General features: G+C 58.0%; 25 protein-coding genes. All 25 read right to left on the bottom strand.

Features of this window, described 5'->3' with window-relative positions; genetic code table 11:
* Positions 1-22: 22 nt before the first annotated feature.
* Positions 23-1,357, bottom strand: coding sequence for a preprotein translocase subunit SecY (gene secY, locus BN1188_RS10885; protein ID WP_040261514.1), 1,335 nt, complete (start codon positions 1,355-1,357; stop codon positions 23-25).
* On the bottom strand, positions 1,358-1,792 hold the full coding sequence (rplO, locus tag BN1188_RS10880; protein ID WP_040261513.1) for a 50S ribosomal protein L15: 435 nt from the start codon (positions 1,790-1,792) through the stop codon (positions 1,358-1,360).
* Between the two features lie 4 nt (positions 1,793-1,796).
* Positions 1,797-1,973 (bottom strand): 50S ribosomal protein L30, encoded by a 177-nt coding sequence (gene rpmD, locus BN1188_RS10875; protein ID WP_009397493.1) that lies wholly within the window; start codon positions 1,971-1,973, stop codon positions 1,797-1,799.
* A complete protein-coding gene (gene rpsE, locus BN1188_RS10870) occupies positions 1,973-2,473 on the bottom strand; it encodes a 30S ribosomal protein S5 (RefSeq protein ID WP_040261512.1) in 501 nt (166 codons plus the stop codon). Before rpsE ends, rpmD begins: the two co-directional genes overlap by 1 nt.
* Before the next feature lie 3 nt (positions 2,474-2,476).
* Positions 2,477-2,827, bottom strand: a complete 351-nt coding sequence (rplR, locus tag BN1188_RS10865) for a 50S ribosomal protein L18 (protein ID WP_040261511.1) — start codon at positions 2,825-2,827, stop codon at positions 2,477-2,479.
* Between the two features lie 10 nt (positions 2,828-2,837).
* Positions 2,838-3,371 (bottom strand): 50S ribosomal protein L6, encoded by a 534-nt coding sequence (gene rplF, locus BN1188_RS10860; RefSeq protein ID WP_040261510.1) that lies wholly within the window; start codon positions 3,369-3,371, stop codon positions 2,838-2,840.
* 12 nt (positions 3,372-3,383) lie between these two features.
* Positions 3,384-3,776 carry a 30S ribosomal protein S8 gene (rpsH, locus tag BN1188_RS10855; RefSeq protein ID WP_040261509.1) on the bottom strand — a complete coding sequence of 131 codons (393 nt, stop codon included), beginning with the start codon at positions 3,774-3,776 and terminating at the stop codon, positions 3,384-3,386.
* 190 nt (positions 3,777-3,966) lie between these two features.
* Positions 3,967-4,272, bottom strand: coding sequence for a 30S ribosomal protein S14 (gene rpsN / locus BN1188_RS10850; protein WP_040261508.1), 306 nt, complete (start codon positions 4,270-4,272; stop codon positions 3,967-3,969).
* Between the two features lie 13 nt (positions 4,273-4,285).
* Complete coding sequence (rplE, locus tag BN1188_RS10845) at positions 4,286-4,825, bottom strand: 50S ribosomal protein L5 (protein ID WP_040261507.1); 540 nt, start codon at positions 4,823-4,825, stop codon at positions 4,286-4,288.
* Between the two features lie 20 nt (positions 4,826-4,845).
* On the bottom strand, positions 4,846-5,160 hold the full coding sequence (gene rplX, locus BN1188_RS10840; protein ID WP_040261506.1) for a 50S ribosomal protein L24: 315 nt from the start codon (positions 5,158-5,160) through the stop codon (positions 4,846-4,848).
* Between the two features lie 11 nt (positions 5,161-5,171).
* Positions 5,172-5,540, bottom strand: coding sequence for a 50S ribosomal protein L14 (gene rplN, locus BN1188_RS10835; protein WP_003243907.1), 369 nt, complete (start codon positions 5,538-5,540; stop codon positions 5,172-5,174).
* 23 nt (positions 5,541-5,563) lie between these two features.
* A complete protein-coding gene (gene rpsQ / locus BN1188_RS10830; RefSeq protein WP_040261504.1) occupies positions 5,564-5,830 on the bottom strand; it encodes a 30S ribosomal protein S17 in 267 nt (88 codons plus the stop codon).
* Between the two features lie 2 nt (positions 5,831-5,832).
* Entirely contained in the window at positions 5,833-6,024 is a 192-nt protein-coding gene (rpmC, locus tag BN1188_RS10825; RefSeq protein WP_040261502.1) for a 50S ribosomal protein L29, read from the bottom strand.
* Positions 6,024-6,437, bottom strand: coding sequence for a 50S ribosomal protein L16 (gene rplP, locus BN1188_RS10820; RefSeq protein WP_009397508.1), 414 nt, complete (start codon positions 6,435-6,437; stop codon positions 6,024-6,026). The genes rpmC and rplP overlap by 1 nt, the downstream gene beginning before the upstream one ends.
* Before the next feature lie 12 nt (positions 6,438-6,449).
* The gene (rpsC, locus tag BN1188_RS10815; protein ID WP_040261500.1) at positions 6,450-7,136 is read right to left on the bottom strand and encodes a 30S ribosomal protein S3; all 687 of its coding nucleotides are present in this window, start codon (positions 7,134-7,136) and stop codon (positions 6,450-6,452) included.
* A 13-nt stretch (positions 7,137-7,149) separates the two neighbouring features.
* On the bottom strand, positions 7,150-7,482 hold the full coding sequence (gene rplV, locus BN1188_RS10810) for a 50S ribosomal protein L22 (protein WP_040261499.1): 333 nt from the start codon (positions 7,480-7,482) through the stop codon (positions 7,150-7,152).
* An 11-nt stretch (positions 7,483-7,493) separates the two neighbouring features.
* Positions 7,494-7,769 carry a 30S ribosomal protein S19 gene (gene rpsS, locus BN1188_RS10805; protein ID WP_040261498.1) on the bottom strand — a complete coding sequence of 92 codons (276 nt, stop codon included), beginning with the start codon at positions 7,767-7,769 and terminating at the stop codon, positions 7,494-7,496.
* Positions 7,770-7,784: 15 nt separating this feature from the next.
* Positions 7,785-8,609 (bottom strand): 50S ribosomal protein L2, encoded by an 825-nt coding sequence (gene rplB, locus BN1188_RS10800; protein WP_040261497.1) that lies wholly within the window; start codon positions 8,607-8,609, stop codon positions 7,785-7,787.
* A gap of 14 nt (positions 8,610-8,623) precedes the next feature.
* Complete coding sequence (gene rplW / locus BN1188_RS10795) at positions 8,624-8,923, bottom strand: 50S ribosomal protein L23 (protein ID WP_040261496.1); 300 nt, start codon at positions 8,921-8,923, stop codon at positions 8,624-8,626.
* Complete coding sequence (gene rplD, locus BN1188_RS10790; RefSeq protein WP_040261495.1) at positions 8,920-9,522, bottom strand: 50S ribosomal protein L4; 603 nt, start codon at positions 9,520-9,522, stop codon at positions 8,920-8,922. Before rplD ends, rplW begins: the two co-directional genes overlap by 4 nt.
* Positions 9,523-9,534: 12 nt before the next feature.
* The gene (rplC, locus tag BN1188_RS10785) at positions 9,535-10,170 is read right to left on the bottom strand and encodes a 50S ribosomal protein L3 (RefSeq protein ID WP_040261494.1); all 636 of its coding nucleotides are present in this window, start codon (positions 10,168-10,170) and stop codon (positions 9,535-9,537) included.
* A gap of 81 nt (positions 10,171-10,251) precedes the next feature.
* Positions 10,252-10,563 (bottom strand): 30S ribosomal protein S10, encoded by a 312-nt coding sequence (rpsJ, locus tag BN1188_RS10780; RefSeq protein WP_003186070.1) that lies wholly within the window; start codon positions 10,561-10,563, stop codon positions 10,252-10,254.
* A 140-nt stretch (positions 10,564-10,703) separates the two neighbouring features.
* The gene (tuf, locus tag BN1188_RS10775) at positions 10,704-11,897 is read right to left on the bottom strand and encodes an elongation factor Tu (protein WP_040261493.1); all 1,194 of its coding nucleotides are present in this window, start codon (positions 11,895-11,897) and stop codon (positions 10,704-10,706) included.
* A 30-nt stretch (positions 11,898-11,927) separates the two neighbouring features.
* Complete coding sequence (gene fusA, locus BN1188_RS10770; protein WP_040261492.1) at positions 11,928-14,048, bottom strand: elongation factor G; 2,121 nt, start codon at positions 14,046-14,048, stop codon at positions 11,928-11,930.
* A gap of 30 nt (positions 14,049-14,078) precedes the next feature.
* Positions 14,079-14,549, bottom strand: coding sequence for a 30S ribosomal protein S7 (gene rpsG / locus BN1188_RS10765; RefSeq protein ID WP_040261491.1), 471 nt, complete (start codon positions 14,547-14,549; stop codon positions 14,079-14,081).
* Between the last annotated feature and the right edge of the window lie 3 nt (positions 14,550-14,552).

Raw genomic sequence — 14,552 nt, 5'->3', positions numbered from 1 at the left:
CTCCTCGAACCTTATGGGCGCCTTAGCGCAGCATGCTGCTGCCGCCGTAGCCCTTCAGGTTGGCTTTCTTCATCAGGGATTCGTACTGGTGCGAAACGAGGTGGGATTGTACTTGGGCCATAAAGTCCATCACAACCACTACCACAATCAGCAACGAGGTCCCGCCAAGGTAGAACGGAACGTTGGCCGCAACCACCAGGAACTGGGGAAGCAAGCACACGGCCGTCATGTAAAGAGCACCGAACATGGTCAAGCGGGTCAGAACGCCATCAATGTAGCGCGCAGACTGCTCGCCCGGACGGATGCCCGGAATAAAGGCACCGGACTTCTTCAGGTTTTCCGCTACGTCTTTCGGGTTGAACATCAAGGCCGTATAGAAGAAGCAGAAGAAAATGATCCCTGCGGTAAACAGCAAGATGTTCAACGGCTGACCAGGCGCGATCGACTGCGAGACGTCCTGCAGCCAGCCCATACCCGCAGACTGACCGAACCAGGCGCCCAGCGAAGCCGGGAACAGCAAGATGCTGCTCGCGAAAATGGCAGGAATGACGCCCGCCATGTTCACCTTCAAAGGCAGGTGGCTCGTCTGCGCAGCGAAGACCTTGCGGCCCTGCTGGCGCTTGGCGTAGTGCACCGCAATACGGCGCTGACCACGCTCGATGAACACCACGAAACCAATGATCGCTACTGCCAGCAAACCGATGGCGATCAGGGCGAAGATATTGATATCACCCATGCGCGCAGACTCGAAAGACTGCCCGATCGCTCTCGGAAGACCAGCGACGATACCCGAGAAAATCAACATCGAGATACCGTTGCCGACACCGCGCTCGGTAATCTGCTCGCCCAGCCACATCATGAACAGCGCGCCCGCCACGAAGGTGGTGACTGCCACGAAGTAGAAGCCGAAGCCGGCGGAAAACGCGACGCCCTGGTTGGCCAGGCCAATGGACATGCCAATGGCCTGGACCAAAGCCAGGACTACGGTGCCATAGCGGGTGTACTGGCTGATCTTGCGACGGCCAGCCTCACCTTCCTTCTTCAACTGCTCCAGCTGCGGGCTGATCGCCGTCATCAACTGCATGATGATCGATGCCGAGATGTACGGCATGATCCCCAATGCAAAGATGCTCATGCGCTCGAGCGCGCCGCCGGAAAACATGTTGAACAGGCTAAGAATGGTCCCCTCATTCTGTCGGAACAGGTCCGCCAGCCGATCAGGGTTCATGCCGGGAACCGGGATGTGAGCGCCGATCCTGTAGACGATGATCGCCAGGAACAGGAAGCGCAGACGAGCCCAGAGTTCGGACAAACCCCCACTCTTGCTGAGCGATGAGAGAGCACCTTGCTTAGCCATTTATTCCTCGAACTTGCCGCCAGCTGCTTCGATGGCCGCACGCGCACCCTTGGTGGCGGCGATGCCCTTCAGGGTGACCGCACGAGTAACCTCGCCCGACAGCATGATCTTCACACGCTGTACGTTCTGGTTGATCACGTTGGCATCCTTGAGGGATTGCAGAGTGACGACATCACCTTCCACCTTGGCCAGCTCGGAGGTACGCACTTCCGCGCGATCCATGGCTTTCAGCGAAACGAAGCCGAACTTCGGCAGGCGACGGTGCAGAGGCTGTTGACCACCCTCGAAACCAGGAGCAATGGTGCCACCGGAACGGGAGGTTTGACCTTTGTGGCCACGGCCACCGGTCTTGCCCAGGCCGCTACCGATACCACGGCCCGGACGGTGCTTCTCGCGACGGGAACCCGGCGCTGGACTCAGATCATTGAGTTTCATCGAATCAACCCTCAACGCGCAGCATGTAGTAAGCCTTGTTGATCATCCCGCGATTCTCGGGAGTATCCTGGACTTCCACGGTGTGACCGATGCGACGCAGGCCCAGGCCCTTTACACACAGCTTGTGGTTGGGCAGGCGGCCGGCGGTGCTCTTGATCAGGGTAACTTTGACGGTAGCCATTACAGAATTTCCTCGACGCTCTTGCCACGCTTGGCGGCGATCGAATCAGGGGACTGCATGGCTTTCAGGCCGTTGAAGGTGGCGTGAACCACGTTGACCGGATTGGTCGAACCGTAGCACTTGGCCAGAACGTTCTGAACGCCAGCGACTTCCAGGACGGCACGCATGGCGCCACCAGCGATGATGCCGGTACCTTCGGAGGCAGGCTGCATGTACACCTTGGACGCACCATGGGTGGACTTGGTAGCGTACTGCAGGGTGGTGCCGTTCAGGTCTACCTGAATCATGTTGCGGCGAGCGGCTTCCATAGCTTTCTGGATAGCGGCAGGCACTTCGCGGGACTTGCCACGGCCGAAGCCGACGCGGCCCTTGCCATCACCTACCACGGTCAGCGCGGTGAAGGTGAAGATACGACCGCCTTTTACGGTCTTGGCAACGCGGTTAACCTGAACCAGCTTCTCGATGTAGCCTTCGTCGCGCTTTTGATCGTTATTTGCCATAACTTAGAACTCCAGCCCGCCTTCACGAGCAGCATCAGCCAGCGCTTTCACGCGACCGTGGTACTTGAAGCCAGAACGGTCGAAAGCCACTTGGGAGACGCCGGCGGCTTTCGCGCGCTCAGCGACCAGCTGGCCAACCTTCGTGGCGGCGTCGATGTTGCCGGTGGCGCCATCACGCAGTTCTTTGTCCAAGGTCGAAGCGCTTGCCAGGACCTTGCTGCCGTCGGCCGAAATGACCTGGGCATAAATGTGCTGCGAAGAGCGATACACGCACAGGCGCACGGCTTCGAGCTCGTGCATCTTCAGGCGTGCTTTGCGAGCGCGACGCAGACGAGTAACTTTTTTGTCGGTCATTTGCTAGGCCCTACTTCTTCTTGGCTTCTTTACGGCGGACGACTTCATCCGCGTAACGGACACCCTTGCCTTTGTACGGCTCTGGGCGACGGAAGTCGCGGATTTCCGCGGCAACCTGGCCTACGAGCTGCTTGTCGATACCCTTGATGACGATATCGGTCTGGCTTGGAGTTTCAGCGGTAACGCCTTTCGGCAGCTGATAATCAACCGGGTGCGAGAAACCGAGTGCCAGGGACAGAACTTCGCCTTTGGCCTGAGCCTTGTAACCTACGCCAACCAGCTGGAGCTTGCGCTCGAAGCCCTGGCTTACGCCCTGCACCATGTTGTTGACCAGTGCACGGGTGGTGCCGGCCATTGCGCGAGTCTGCTGATCACCGTTGCGAGCGGAGAAGCGCAGTTCCCCGCCCTCTTCGACCACTTCAACAGATGCGTGAACATTCAGCTCGAGGGTACCCTTGGCACCTTTGATCGACAGTTGCTGACCGGCGAATTTGACTTCTACGCCAGCAGGCAGCCTGACGGGGTTCTTAGCGACGCGAGACATGCTTATCCCCCCTTAGAACACAGTGCAAAGGACTTCGCCGCCGACACCGGCAGCGCGCGCAGCACGATCAGTCATCACACCTTTGTTGGTGGAGACGATGGATACGCCAAGGCCGCCGCGAACTTTCGGCAGGTCGTCGACGGATTTGTACTGACGCAGGCCAGGACGGCTGACGCGCTTGACTTCTTCGATGACCGGACGGCCTTCGAAGTACTTCAGCTCGATGGACAGCGAAGGCTTGCCTTCACCGCTGACCTGATAACCCGCGATGTAACCTTCGTCCTTCAGAACTTTGGCTACCGCAACCTTCAACGTGGAAGAAGGCATGCTGACGACGGACTTTTCAGCCATCTGGGCATTACGGATGCGAGTTAGCATGTCCGCTAACGGGTCCTGCATACTCATGGGCTAGACGCTCCTGATACAAAAAAAACGAGCCTTTCGGCTGCAAAAATCGCCTGCGTACCGCCCAAGGCAAAGCCCGGGCTCAGGCGAGCCGGTCATTCTAGACACACCCCGAAAACGAATCAAGCCCCATGAGGGGCTTGATTGCTTGGCGTGACCAGCGGCGGGATAAGCCGCCGCGGTTGCGACCTTACCAGCTGGCCTTGACCAGACCTGGAACGTCACCACGCATTGCAGCTTGACGCAGCATGTTACGCGCCAGACCGAACTTACGGTATACACCGTGAGGACGGCCGGTCAGACGGCAGCGGTTACGCAGGCGCGAAGCGCTGGCGTCACGTGGCTGCTTCTGCAGAGCGACGCTGGCAGCCCAGCGCTCTTCTGGCGATGCGTTCAGGTCAACGATGGTCGCCTTCAGCTCGGCACGCTTCTTGGCGTACTTGGCTACCGTTTGCTGACGCTTCAGCTCACGGTTCTTCATACTCTTCTTAGCCATTGTCCGACTCCTATCAGTTACGGAACGGGAACTTGAATGCACGCAGCAGAGCGCGGCCTTCTTCGTCCGTACGGGCGGTGGTGGTCAGGGTGATGTCCAGACCGCGAAGAGCATCGATCTTGTCGTAATCGATTTCCGGGAAGATGATCTGCTCTTTCACGCCCATGCTGTAGTTGCCGCGACCATCGAAGGACTTGGCATTCAGGCCGCGGAAGTCACGGACCCGAGGCAGGGAGATGGAGAGCAGGCGATCCAGGAATTCGTACATACGATCGCGACGCAGGGTGACCTTGACACCAATCGGCCAACCTTCACGTACCTTGAAGCCCGCGATGGACTTCTTGGCGAAAGTGACCACCGGCTTTTGACCGGTGATCTTTTCCAGGTCAGCTACAGCGTGCTCGATGACTTTCTTGTCACCGATCGCTTCGCCCAGACCCATGTTCAGGGTGATCTTGGTAACGCGCGGAACTTCCATCACGTTCGCCAGCTTAAGTTCTTCCTTAAGCTTGGGCGCGATTTCCTTCCGGTAAATCTCTTTTAGTCGTGCCATTGTCTTCTACCTAGCAGTGTTCAAGCATCAACCGCTTTTTGGGTCGACTTGAAGACACGAATCTTCTTGCCGTCTTCTACCTTGAAACCAACACGGTCAGCCTTGTTGGTTTCGCCATTGAAGATGGCAACGTTGGAAGCGTGCAGAGGCGCTTCTTTCTCAACGATACCGCCTTGAATGCCAGCCATCGGATTCGGCTTGGTATGGCGCTTGACCAGGTTGACCCCACCAACGACCAGACGGTCGTCAGCGAGCACCTTCAGCACCTTACCGCGCTTGCCCTTGTCTTTGCCGGCGATCACGATGATCTCGTCGTCACGACGAATCTTTTGCATGTCGGATCTCCTTACAGCACTTCTGGGGCGAGCGAGACGATCTTCATGAACTTCTCGGAACGAAGCTCACGGGTCACTGGCCCAAAGATACGGGTGCCGATCGGCTCTTGCTTGTTGTTCAGCAGAACAGCAGCGTTGCCGTCGAAGCGGATGATGGAACCATCAGCGCGGCGCACGCCGTGACGGGTACGAACGACAACAGCGGTCATCACCTGGCCTTTCTTGACCTTGCCGCGCGGAATCGCTTCCTTGACGGTCACTTTGATGATGTCACCAATGCCGGCGTAACGGCGGTGCGAACCGCCGAGAACCTTGATGCACATTACGCGACGAGCGCCGCTGTTATCGGCCACATCGAGCATGGATTGAGTCTGAATCATAAAATATCTCCGACCCCTAGCCCTTAGACTTCAACAGCGCGTTCAACGATTTCAACCAGGGCCCAGGTCTTGGTCTTGGCGACCGGACGGGTTTCACGGATGGTGACCTTGTCACCCACGTGGCACTGGTTGTTCTCGTCATGAGCGTGCAGCTTAGTCGAACGCTTGACGTACTTGCCGTAGATCGGGTGCTTGACGCGACGCTCGATCAGTACGGTGATGGTTTTGTCCATCTTGTCGCTGACAACACGGCCAGTCAGCGTACGGACGGTTTTTTCGGCTTCGGCCATGATCACTTACCTGCCTGCTGGTTGAGCACAGTCTTAACGCGAGCGATGTCACGTTTCACTTGCGAGAGCAGGTGAGACTGCCCCAACTGGCCAGTTGCTTTCTGCATGCGCAGATTGAACTGGTCGCGCAGCAAGCCGAGCAGTTGCTCGTTCAGCTGCTGTGCTGATTTCTCACGAAGTTCTTTCGCTTGCATCACATCACCGTCCGCTTAACAAAGGAGGTGGCGAGAGGCAGCTTTGCAGCCGCCAGGGCGAATGCCTCACGCGCCAGCTCTTCGGAAACACCTTCGATCTCGTACAGGACCTTGCCTGGCTGGATCTGGGCTACCCAGTACTCCACGCTACCCTTACCTTTACCCATCCGCACTTCGAGAGGCTTCTTGGTGACCGGCTTGTCCGGGAACACGCGAATCCAGATCTTGCCGCCACGCTTTACGTGACGGGTCAGGGCACGACGTGCCGATTCGATCTGGCGGGCGGTGAGGCGACCACGAGCAACAGCTTTCAAGGCGAATTCGCCGAAGCTGACTTTGCTACCGCGCAGTGCCAGACCACGGTTGTGGCCAGTCATCTGCTTGCGGAATTTTGTACGCTTTGGTTGCAACATTTGGCGTACTCCTTATTTGGCAGCTTTTTTACGAGGCGCTGGTGCTTGAGGCTTCAGCTCTTCCTGGCGACCACCGATCACTTCGCCTTTGAAGATCCAAACCTTGACACCAATCACACCGTAAGTGGTGTGAGCTTCGTAGGTGGCGTAGTCGATATCGGCACGCAGGGTGTGAAGAGGCACACGACCTTCGCGATACCATTCAGTACGTGCGATTTCAGCACCGCCCAGACGACCGCTCACCTGGATCTTGATGCCCTTGGCACCAATACGCATGGCGTTCTGTACGGCGCGCTTCATGGCACGACGGAACATGACACGACGTTCCAGCTGCTGAGCAACGCTCTGTGCAACCAGCATACCGTCGAGCTCCGGCTTGCGGATCTCTTCGATATTGATGTGCACGGGCACACCCATTTGCTTGGTCAGGTCCTGACGCAGCTTCTCAACATCTTCACCTTTCTTGCCGATCACGATGCCGGGACGAGCGGTGTGGATGGTGATGCGTGCAGTCTGAGCCGGACGATGGATATCGATACGGCTTACGGACGCGCTTTTTAGTTTGTCTTGCAGGAACTCACGGGTTTTCAGATCCGCCAGCAGATAATCTGCGTAGGTCTGACCGTCTGCGTACCAGACGGAGGTGTGCTCCTTGACGATTCCCAGGCGAATGCCAACGGGATGTACTTTCTGACCCATCTGATCGACTCCGTTACTTGTCCGCAACCTTGACAGTGATATGGCAAGACCGCTTGACGATGCGATCAGCGCGGCCCTTGGCACGCGGCATGATGCGCTTCAGCGAACGCCCTTCGTTGACGAAAACAGTCGAGACCTTCAGGTCATCGATGTCCGCGCCTTCGTTGTGTTCGGCGTTGGCAACGGCCGACTCGAGGACTTTCTTCATGACTTCAGCGGCCTTCTTGCTGCTGAAGGCCAACAGGTTGAGCGCGTCGCCCACCTTCTTCCCGCGGATCTGGTCGGCGACCAAGCGGGCTTTCTGGGCGGAGATGCGAGCGCCCGACAACTTAGCGGCTACTTCCATTTCCTTACCCCTTAACGCTTGGCTTTCTTGTCAGCCACGTGCCCGCGATAGGTGCGGGTACCGGCGAACTCGCCCAGTTTATGGCCAACCATGTCTTCGCTCACGAGAACCGGAACGTGTTGACGACCGTTATGAACGGCGATGGTCAGACCAACCATTTGCGGCAGGATCATCGAACGGCGCGACCAGGTTTTAACCGGCTTGCGATCGTTCTTTTCCGCCGCCACTTCGACCTTCTTCAACAGGTGAAGATCGATGAAAGGACCTTTTTTCAGAGAACGTGGCACTGTCGTATCCTCAGATTACTTGCGACGACGGACGATCATGTTGTCGGTACGCTTATTACCACGGGTCTTCGCACCCTTGGTCGGGAAGCCCCATGGCGATACCGGATGACGACCACCGGAGGTACGACCTTCACCACCACCATGTGGGTGGTCAACCGGGTTCATGGCAACACCACGAACGGTCGGACGAACGCCACGCCAGCGCTTGGCACCCGCTTTACCCAGCGAACGCAGGCTGTGCTCGGAGTTGGACACTTCACCCAGGGTAGCGCGGCACTCGGAGAGCACTTTGCGCATCTCGCCGGAGCGCAGACGCAGGGTGACGTATACACCTTCACGGGCTACCAGCTGAGCGGAAGCACCGGCCGAACGTGCGATTTGCGCACCCTTGCCTGGCTTGAGCTCGATACCGTGAACGGTGCTACCAACCGGGATGTTGCGCAGCTGCAGGCTGTTGCCCGGCTTGATTGGAGCCAGGGCGCCGGAGATCAGCTGGTCGCCAGCACTCACGCCCTTAGGCGCGATGATGTAGCGACGCTCGCCGTCGGCGTAGCGCAGCAGGGCCAGGTGAGCAGTACGGTTCGGATCGTATTCGATGCGCTCGACAACGGCGGCGATGCCGTCCTTGTCGTTGCGACGGAAGTCGACCAGACGATAGTGCTGCTTGTGACCACCGCCCACGTGACGGGTGGTGATGCGGCCATTGTTGTTACGACCGCCGGACTTCGACTTCTTCTCGAGCAGCGGAGCGTAAGGAGCGCCTTTATGCAGCTCCTGGTTGACCACCTTGACCACGAAACGGCGGCCAGGGGAAGTCGGTTTGCATTTAACGATTGCCATGATGCACCCCTTCCTTACTCAGCACTGCTGCTGAAATCGAGATCTTGGCCTGGCTGAAGGGCGACAACGGCCTTCTTCCAGTCATTACGCTTGCCCAGACCCCGAGCGGTACGCTTGGTCTTACCCAAAACGTTCAGGGTAGTGACGCGCTCCACTTTAACGTCGAACAGCGATTCGACGGCCTTCTTGATTTCCAGCTTGGTAGCGTCGGTCGCAACCTTGAAGACGAACTGGCCTTTTTTCTCAGCCAGGCCGGTGGCCTTCTCGGATACATGCGGGCCAAGCAGAACTTTGAATACGCGTTCCTGGTTCATCCCAGCAGCTCCTCGAATTTCTTCACGGCCGACACGGTGATCAACACCTTGTCGTAAGCGATCAGACTGACCGGGTCGGAACCTTGTACGTCACGTACGTCGACGTGCGGCAGGTTGCGAGCAGCCAGGTACAGGTTCTGGTCAACGGCTTCGGAAACGATCAGCACGTCATTCAGACCCAGGCCGTTCAGCTTGCCCAGCAGTTCTTTGGTTTTCGGCGCTTCTACAGCGAAGTCCTGAACCACGACCAGACGATCAGTGCGTACCAGCTCGGCGAGGATGGAGCGCAGTGCTGCGCGGTACATCTTCTTGTTGAGCTTCTGCGAGTGATCCTGGGGACGAGCAGCGAAAGTGGTACCACCGCCACGCCACAGCGGGCTACGGATAGTACCGGCACGAGCACGGCCAGTACCCTTCTGGCGCCATGGGCGCTTGCCGCCGCCGGAGACGTCGGAACGGGTTTTCTGCTGCTTGCTGCCCTGACGGCCACCGGCCATGTAGGCTACAACAGCCTGGTGTACCAGGGTCTCGTTGAACTCGCCACCAAAGGTCAGTTCGGAAACTTCGATCGCTTGCGCGTCATTTACATTCAATTGCATGTCAGCTTCCCCTTAACCGCGAGCCTTAACAGCCGGACGCACAACCACGTCGCCGCCAGTAGCACCAGGAACGGCGCCCTTGACCAGCAGCAGGTTGCGTTCAGCGTCGACGCGGACCACTTCCAGGGACTGCACGGTCACGCGCTCGGCGCCCATGTGACCGGACATTTTCTTGCCCTTGAAAACACGACCAGGAGTCTGGCACTGGCCGATGGAGCCCGGAACGCGGTGGGAAACGGAGTTACCGTGGGTGTTGTCCTGACCACGGAAGTTCCAGCGCTTGATGGTACCGGCAAAGCCTTTACCCTTGGACTGGCCGGTAACGTCTACCAGCTGGCCTGCTGCGAACAGTTCCGAGTTGATCAGGTCGCCCGCCTGGTACTCGCCTTCTTCAAGGCGGAATTCCCAGACGCCACGGCCGGCGGCTACGTTCGCCTTGGCGAAGTGACCAGCCTGAGCTGCGGTGACGCGCGAAGCACGACGCTCGCCTACAGTGACTTGCACTGCGCGGTAGCCATCGGATTCTTCGGTTTTGAACTGGGTGACGCGATTCGGCTCGATCTCGATGACCGTAACCGGAATAGAGACACCATCTTCGGTGAAGATGCGGGTCATACCGCACTTACGACCGACTACACCAATAGTCATGTTGTAAACCTCATGAGTGTACGGGGCTTTCACCCGCTATGGCCGCCCATTTCAGAGCGTTACACGACCAAGACGCGGGTCTTAGCCGAGGCTGATCTGTACTTCCACGCCAGCTGCGAGGTCGAGCTTCATCAGCGCGTCAACGGTTTTATCCGTAGGCTGGACGATGTCCAGAACACGCTTATGAGTGCGGATTTCGTACTGGTCACGCGCGTCTTTGTTGACGTGCGGGGAAACCAGAACGGTGAACCGCTCCTTGCGAGTTGGCAGTGGGATCGGACCACGCACTTGTGCACCAGTACGTTTCGCGGTTTCCACGATTTCCTGGGTGGATTGGTCGATCAGGCGATGGTCAAAAGCCTTCAACCTGATACGAATTTGCTGATTTTGCATTGGATTTCAGACTCCAGGCTCATTCCCAACAGACGGACTACGCCCGTTAAAAGGAGGCGTGATTCTATAGACGCCCCTAACAGGTGTCAACCCAATAAAAAAGCCCCCGCTAGGCGGGGGCTTCTTCTGTTGCGGGGGACTTACTCGATGATTTTGGCTACAACGCCAGCACCAACGGTACGACCACCTTCACGGATTGCGAAACGCAGGCCGTCTTCCATAGCGATGGTCTTGATCAGGGTAACTTCCATCTGGATGTTATCGCCTGGCATTACCATTTCAACGCCTTCCGGCAGTTCGCACGAACCGGTCACGTCGGTGGTACGGAAGTAGAACTGAGGACGGTAGCCTTTGAAGAACGGGGTATGACGACCACCTTCTTCCTTGGACAGCACGTACACTTCAGCGGTGAACTTGGTGTGCGGCTTGACGGTGCCCGGCTTGGTCAGAACCTGACCACGCTCGACGTCGTCACGCTTGGTGCCGCGCAACAGAACGCCGCAGTTCTCGCCAGCACGACCTTCGTCGAGCAGCTTGCGGAACATTTCAACGCCGGTGCAGGTGGTCTTGGTGGTAGGACGCAGACCAACGATCTCGACTTCTTCCTGGATACGGATGATGCCACGCTCAACACGACCGGTTACCACGGTGCCGCGGCCGGAAATGGAGAACACGTCTTCGATCGGCATCAGGAACGGCTTGTCGATGGCACGCTCTGGCTCAGGAATGTAGCTGTCGAGGGTTTCGACCAGCTTCTTCACAGCCGAGGTACCCATCTCGTTGTCGTCCTGGCCGTTCAGGGCCATCAGAGCCGAACCAACGATGATCGGGGTGTCGTCGCCTGGGAAATCGTAGGTGCTGAGCAGGTCACGCACTTCCATTTCAACCAGTTCCAGCAGCTCGGCGTCGTCCACCATGTCGGCCTTGTTCAGGAACACGACGATGTAAGGAACGCCAACCTGGCGGGACAGCAGGATGTGTTCGCGAGTCTGAGGCATCGGACCGTCAGCGGCCGAGCACACCAGGATCGCGCCGTCCATCTGGGCAGCACCGGTGATCATGTTCTTCACATAGTCGGCGTGACCTGGGCAGTCAACGTGAGCGTAGTGACGAACGGCCGAGTCGTATTCGACGTGGGCGGTGTTGATGGTGATACCGCGAGCTTTCTCTTCCGGGGCGCTGTCGATCTTGTCGAAGTCTACCTTGGCCGAACCGAAGACTTCGGAGCAGACGCGGGTCAGAGCAGCGGTCAGAGTGGTTTTACCGTGGTCAACGTGACCGATGGTGCCGACGTTGACGTGCGGTTTGTTACGTTCGAATTTTTCTTTAGCCACGACAGTGAACCTCTTGCCTAAAGGGCTTGGTTAGCCTTGTTTTTTAACCAGGGCTTCGACAATGTTCGAAGGCGCTGGAGCGTATTTGGAGAATTCCATGGAGTAGCTGGCCCGGCCCTGAGACATCGAGCGCACGTCGGTTGCGTAACCGAACATCTCGCCCAATGGTACCTCGGCGCGGATCACCTTACCGGAGACAGTGTCTTCCATACCCTGGATCAGACCGCGACGACGGTTCAGGTCACCCATCACATCGCCCATGTAGTCTTCTGGGGTAACGACTTCGACCTTCATGATCGGCTCCAGCACTTCACCGCCGCCCTTCTGGGCCAGCTGCTTGGTTGCCATGGAAGCCGCGACCTTGAACGCCATTTCGTTGGAGTCGACGTCGTGGTACGAACCGTCGAATACCGTCGCCTTCAGGCCGATCAGAGGATAACCGGCAACAACGCCGTTTTTCATCTGTTCTTCGATGCCCTTCTGGATCGCAGGGATGTATTCCTTCGGAATCACACCACCCACGACTTCGTTGGTGAACACCAGGCCTTCGGTGATGTTGCCGTTTTCGTCGATATCCGGCTTCGAGAAACGAACCCAGCAGTGACCGAACTGGCCGCGACCGCCGGACTGGCGAACGAACTTGCCTTCGATCTCGACGTTGTCCCTGGTGATCTGCTCACGGTAGGACACTTGCGGCTTGCCGATGTTGGCCTCGACGTTGAACTCGCGACGCATACGGTCGACGAGGATGTCCAGGTGCAACTCACCCATACCGGAGATGATGGTCTGCCCGGTTTCTTCGTCGGTCTTGACGCGGAAGGAAGGGTCTTCCTGGGCCAGCTTGCCCAGAGCGATACCCATCTTCTCCTGGTCATCCTTGGTCTTGGGCTCCACGGCCACCGAAATAACCGGCTCCGGGAAGTCCATGCGAACGAGAATGATCGGGTTGTCAGCCGAGCACAGGGTATCACCGGTGGTGACGTCCTTCATGCCGATCAGGGCCGCGATGTCGCCAGCGCGTACTTCCTTGATCTCTTCACGGGTGTTGGCGTGCATCTGAACCATACGACCCACGCGCTCTTTCTTCCCCTTGACGGAGTTGATCACGCCGTCGCCGGAGTTCAGAACGCCGGAGTAAACGCGAGCGAAGGTCAGAGTACCAACGAAGGGGTCGGTAGCGATCTTGAACGCCAGCGCCGAGAAGGGCTCGTCGTCGGTAGCGTGACGCTCCATTTCCTTGGTTTCGTCATCAGGGTGCGAGCCCTTGATGGCCGGGATATCCACAGGCGCTGGAAGGAAATCGATAACAGCGTCGAGAACCAGGGGAACGCCCTTGTTCTTGAACGAGGAACCGCAAACAGCCAGGACGATTTCACCAGCGATGGTACGCTGACGCAGGGCGCCCTTGATTTCCTCGATGGTGAGCTCTTCACCTTCAAGGTACTTGTTCATCAGCTCTTCGTTGGCTTCAGCCGCGGCTTCAACCATGTTGGCGCGCCACTCTTCGGCCAGTTCCTGCAGTTCTGCTGGAATCGGCTCACGGCGAGCAGCCATGCCCTTGTCGTCTTCGTTCCAGTACACAGCTTCCATGGTCATGAGGTCGATCTGACCCTGGAAGTTGTCTTCCGCACCGATAGCCAGCTGAATCGGCACCGGGGTGTGACCCAGGCGCTTCTTGATCTGGTCAACGACGCGCAGGAAGTTGGCGCCGGCGCGGTCCATCTTGTTCACGTAGACAAGACGTGGGACACCGTACTTGTTGGCCTGACGCCATACGGTTTCAGACTGCGGCTCAACGCCGGAGGTACCACAGAACACGACCACGGCACCGTCGAGTACACGCAGCGAACGTTCAACTTCGATGGTGAAGTCAACGTGGCCGGGGGTATCGATGATGTTGAAGCGGTGCTTCTCGAACTGCTTGTTCGAACCTGCCCAGAAAGCGGTCGTAGCAGCGGAGGTAATGGTGATACCCCGCTCCTGCTCCTGCACCATCCAGTCCATGGTCGCGGCGCCATCATGCACCTCGCCCATCTTGTGGTTCACGCCGGTGTAAAACAGTACGCGCTCGGTGGTGGTGGTTTTACCCGCATCCACGTGTGCGACGATACCGATGTTACGGTAGCGGTTAATCGGAGTAGTACGAGCCATAAAGCCCTCGCAAAGTGAGTGACGCTGATATTAGAAGCGGTAGTGCGAGAAGGCTTTGTTGGCTTCAGCCATACGGTGCACGTCTTCACGCTTCTTGACCGCAGCGCCTTTGCCTTCAGCAGCATCCAGCAACTCGCCTGCCAGGCGCAGGGCCATGGACTTCTCGCCGCGCTTGCGGGCGTAGTCCACCAGCCAGCGCATGGCCAGGGCGTTACGACGGGATGGACGAACTTCGACCGGAACCTGGTAGGTGGCACCGCCTACACGGCGGGACTTTACTTCGACCAGCGGAGCGATGGCGTCGAGAGCTTTCTCGAAGATTTCCAGGGGGTCGCTGTTCTTGCGGGCCTTGACCGTTTCCAGAGCACCGTAAACGATGCGCTCGGCAACGGCTTTCTTGCCGCTTTCCATCACGTGGTTCATGAATTTGGCGAGGATCTGGCTTCCGTATTTCGGATCGTCCAGAATCTCACGCTTGGCTGCTACACGACGTCTTGGCATTGA

The sequence above is a fragment of the Pseudomonas massiliensis genome, assembly GCF_000826105.1.
In the GTDB taxonomy this organism is placed as follows: Bacteria; Pseudomonadota; Gammaproteobacteria; order Pseudomonadales; family Pseudomonadaceae; genus Aquipseudomonas; species Aquipseudomonas massiliensis.
The sequence above is the reverse complement of the archived record's forward strand: the minus strand, read 5'-3'. Positions and strand labels throughout refer to the sequence as shown.

Coding starts and splice junctions, on each gene's coding strand:
- rpsC (WP_040261500.1), bottom strand. CDS start 7,136: ATGGGTCAGAAAGTACATCCCGTTGGCATTCGCCTGGGAATCGTCAAG.
- rplV (WP_040261499.1), bottom strand. CDS start 7,482: ATGGAAGTAGCCGCTAAGTTGTCGGGCGCTCGCATCTCCGCCCAGAAA.
- rplF (WP_040261510.1), bottom strand. CDS start 3,371: ATGTCTCGCGTCGCTAAGAACCCCGTCAGGCTGCCTGCTGGCGTAGAA.
- rplP (WP_009397508.1), bottom strand. CDS start 6,437: ATGTTGCAACCAAAGCGTACAAAATTCCGCAAGCAGATGACTGGCCAC.
- fusA (WP_040261492.1), bottom strand. CDS start 14,048: ATGGCTCGTACTACTCCGATTAACCGCTACCGTAACATCGGTATCGTC.
- rplO (WP_040261513.1), bottom strand. CDS start 1,792: ATGAAACTCAATGATCTGAGTCCAGCGCCGGGTTCCCGTCGCGAGAAG.
- rpsG (WP_040261491.1), bottom strand. CDS start 14,549: ATGCCAAGACGTCGTGTAGCAGCCAAGCGTGAGATTCTGGACGATCCG.
- rplB (WP_040261497.1), bottom strand. CDS start 8,609: ATGGCAATCGTTAAATGCAAACCGACTTCCCCTGGCCGCCGTTTCGTG.
- rpmD (WP_009397493.1), bottom strand. CDS start 1,973: ATGGCTACCGTCAAAGTTACCCTGATCAAGAGCACCGCCGGCCGCCTG.
- rpmC (WP_040261502.1), bottom strand. CDS start 6,024: ATGCAAGCGAAAGAACTTCGTGAGAAATCAGCACAGCAGCTGAACGAG.
- rplE (WP_040261507.1), bottom strand. CDS start 4,825: ATGGCACGACTAAAAGAGATTTACCGGAAGGAAATCGCGCCCAAGCTT.
- rpsE (WP_040261512.1), bottom strand. CDS start 2,473: ATGGCAAATAACGATCAAAAGCGCGACGAAGGCTACATCGAGAAGCTG.
- rplW (WP_040261496.1), bottom strand. CDS start 8,923: ATGAACCAGGAACGCGTATTCAAAGTTCTGCTTGGCCCGCATGTATCC.
- rpsN (WP_040261508.1), bottom strand. CDS start 4,272: ATGGCTAAGAAGAGTATGAAGAACCGTGAGCTGAAGCGTCAGCAAACG.
- rplX (WP_040261506.1), bottom strand. CDS start 5,160: ATGCAAAAGATTCGTCGTGACGACGAGATCATCGTGATCGCCGGCAAA.
- rplD (WP_040261495.1), bottom strand. CDS start 9,522: ATGCAATTGAATGTAAATGACGCGCAAGCGATCGAAGTTTCCGAACTG.
- rplR (WP_040261511.1), bottom strand. CDS start 2,827: ATGACCGACAAAAAAGTTACTCGTCTGCGTCGCGCTCGCAAAGCACGC.
- rplC (WP_040261494.1), bottom strand. CDS start 10,170: ATGACTATTGGTGTAGTCGGTCGTAAGTGCGGTATGACCCGCATCTTC.
- rpsH (WP_040261509.1), bottom strand. CDS start 3,776: ATGAGTATGCAGGACCCGTTAGCGGACATGCTAACTCGCATCCGTAAT.
- rpsJ (WP_003186070.1), bottom strand. CDS start 10,563: ATGCAAAATCAGCAAATTCGTATCAGGTTGAAGGCTTTTGACCATCGC.
- rpsQ (WP_040261504.1), bottom strand. CDS start 5,830: ATGGCCGAAGCCGAAAAAACCGTCCGTACGCTGACTGGCCGTGTTGTC.
- secY (WP_040261514.1), bottom strand. CDS start 1,357: ATGGCTAAGCAAGGTGCTCTCTCATCGCTCAGCAAGAGTGGGGGTTTG.
- rplN (WP_003243907.1), bottom strand. CDS start 5,540: ATGATTCAGACTCAATCCATGCTCGATGTGGCCGATAACAGCGGCGCT.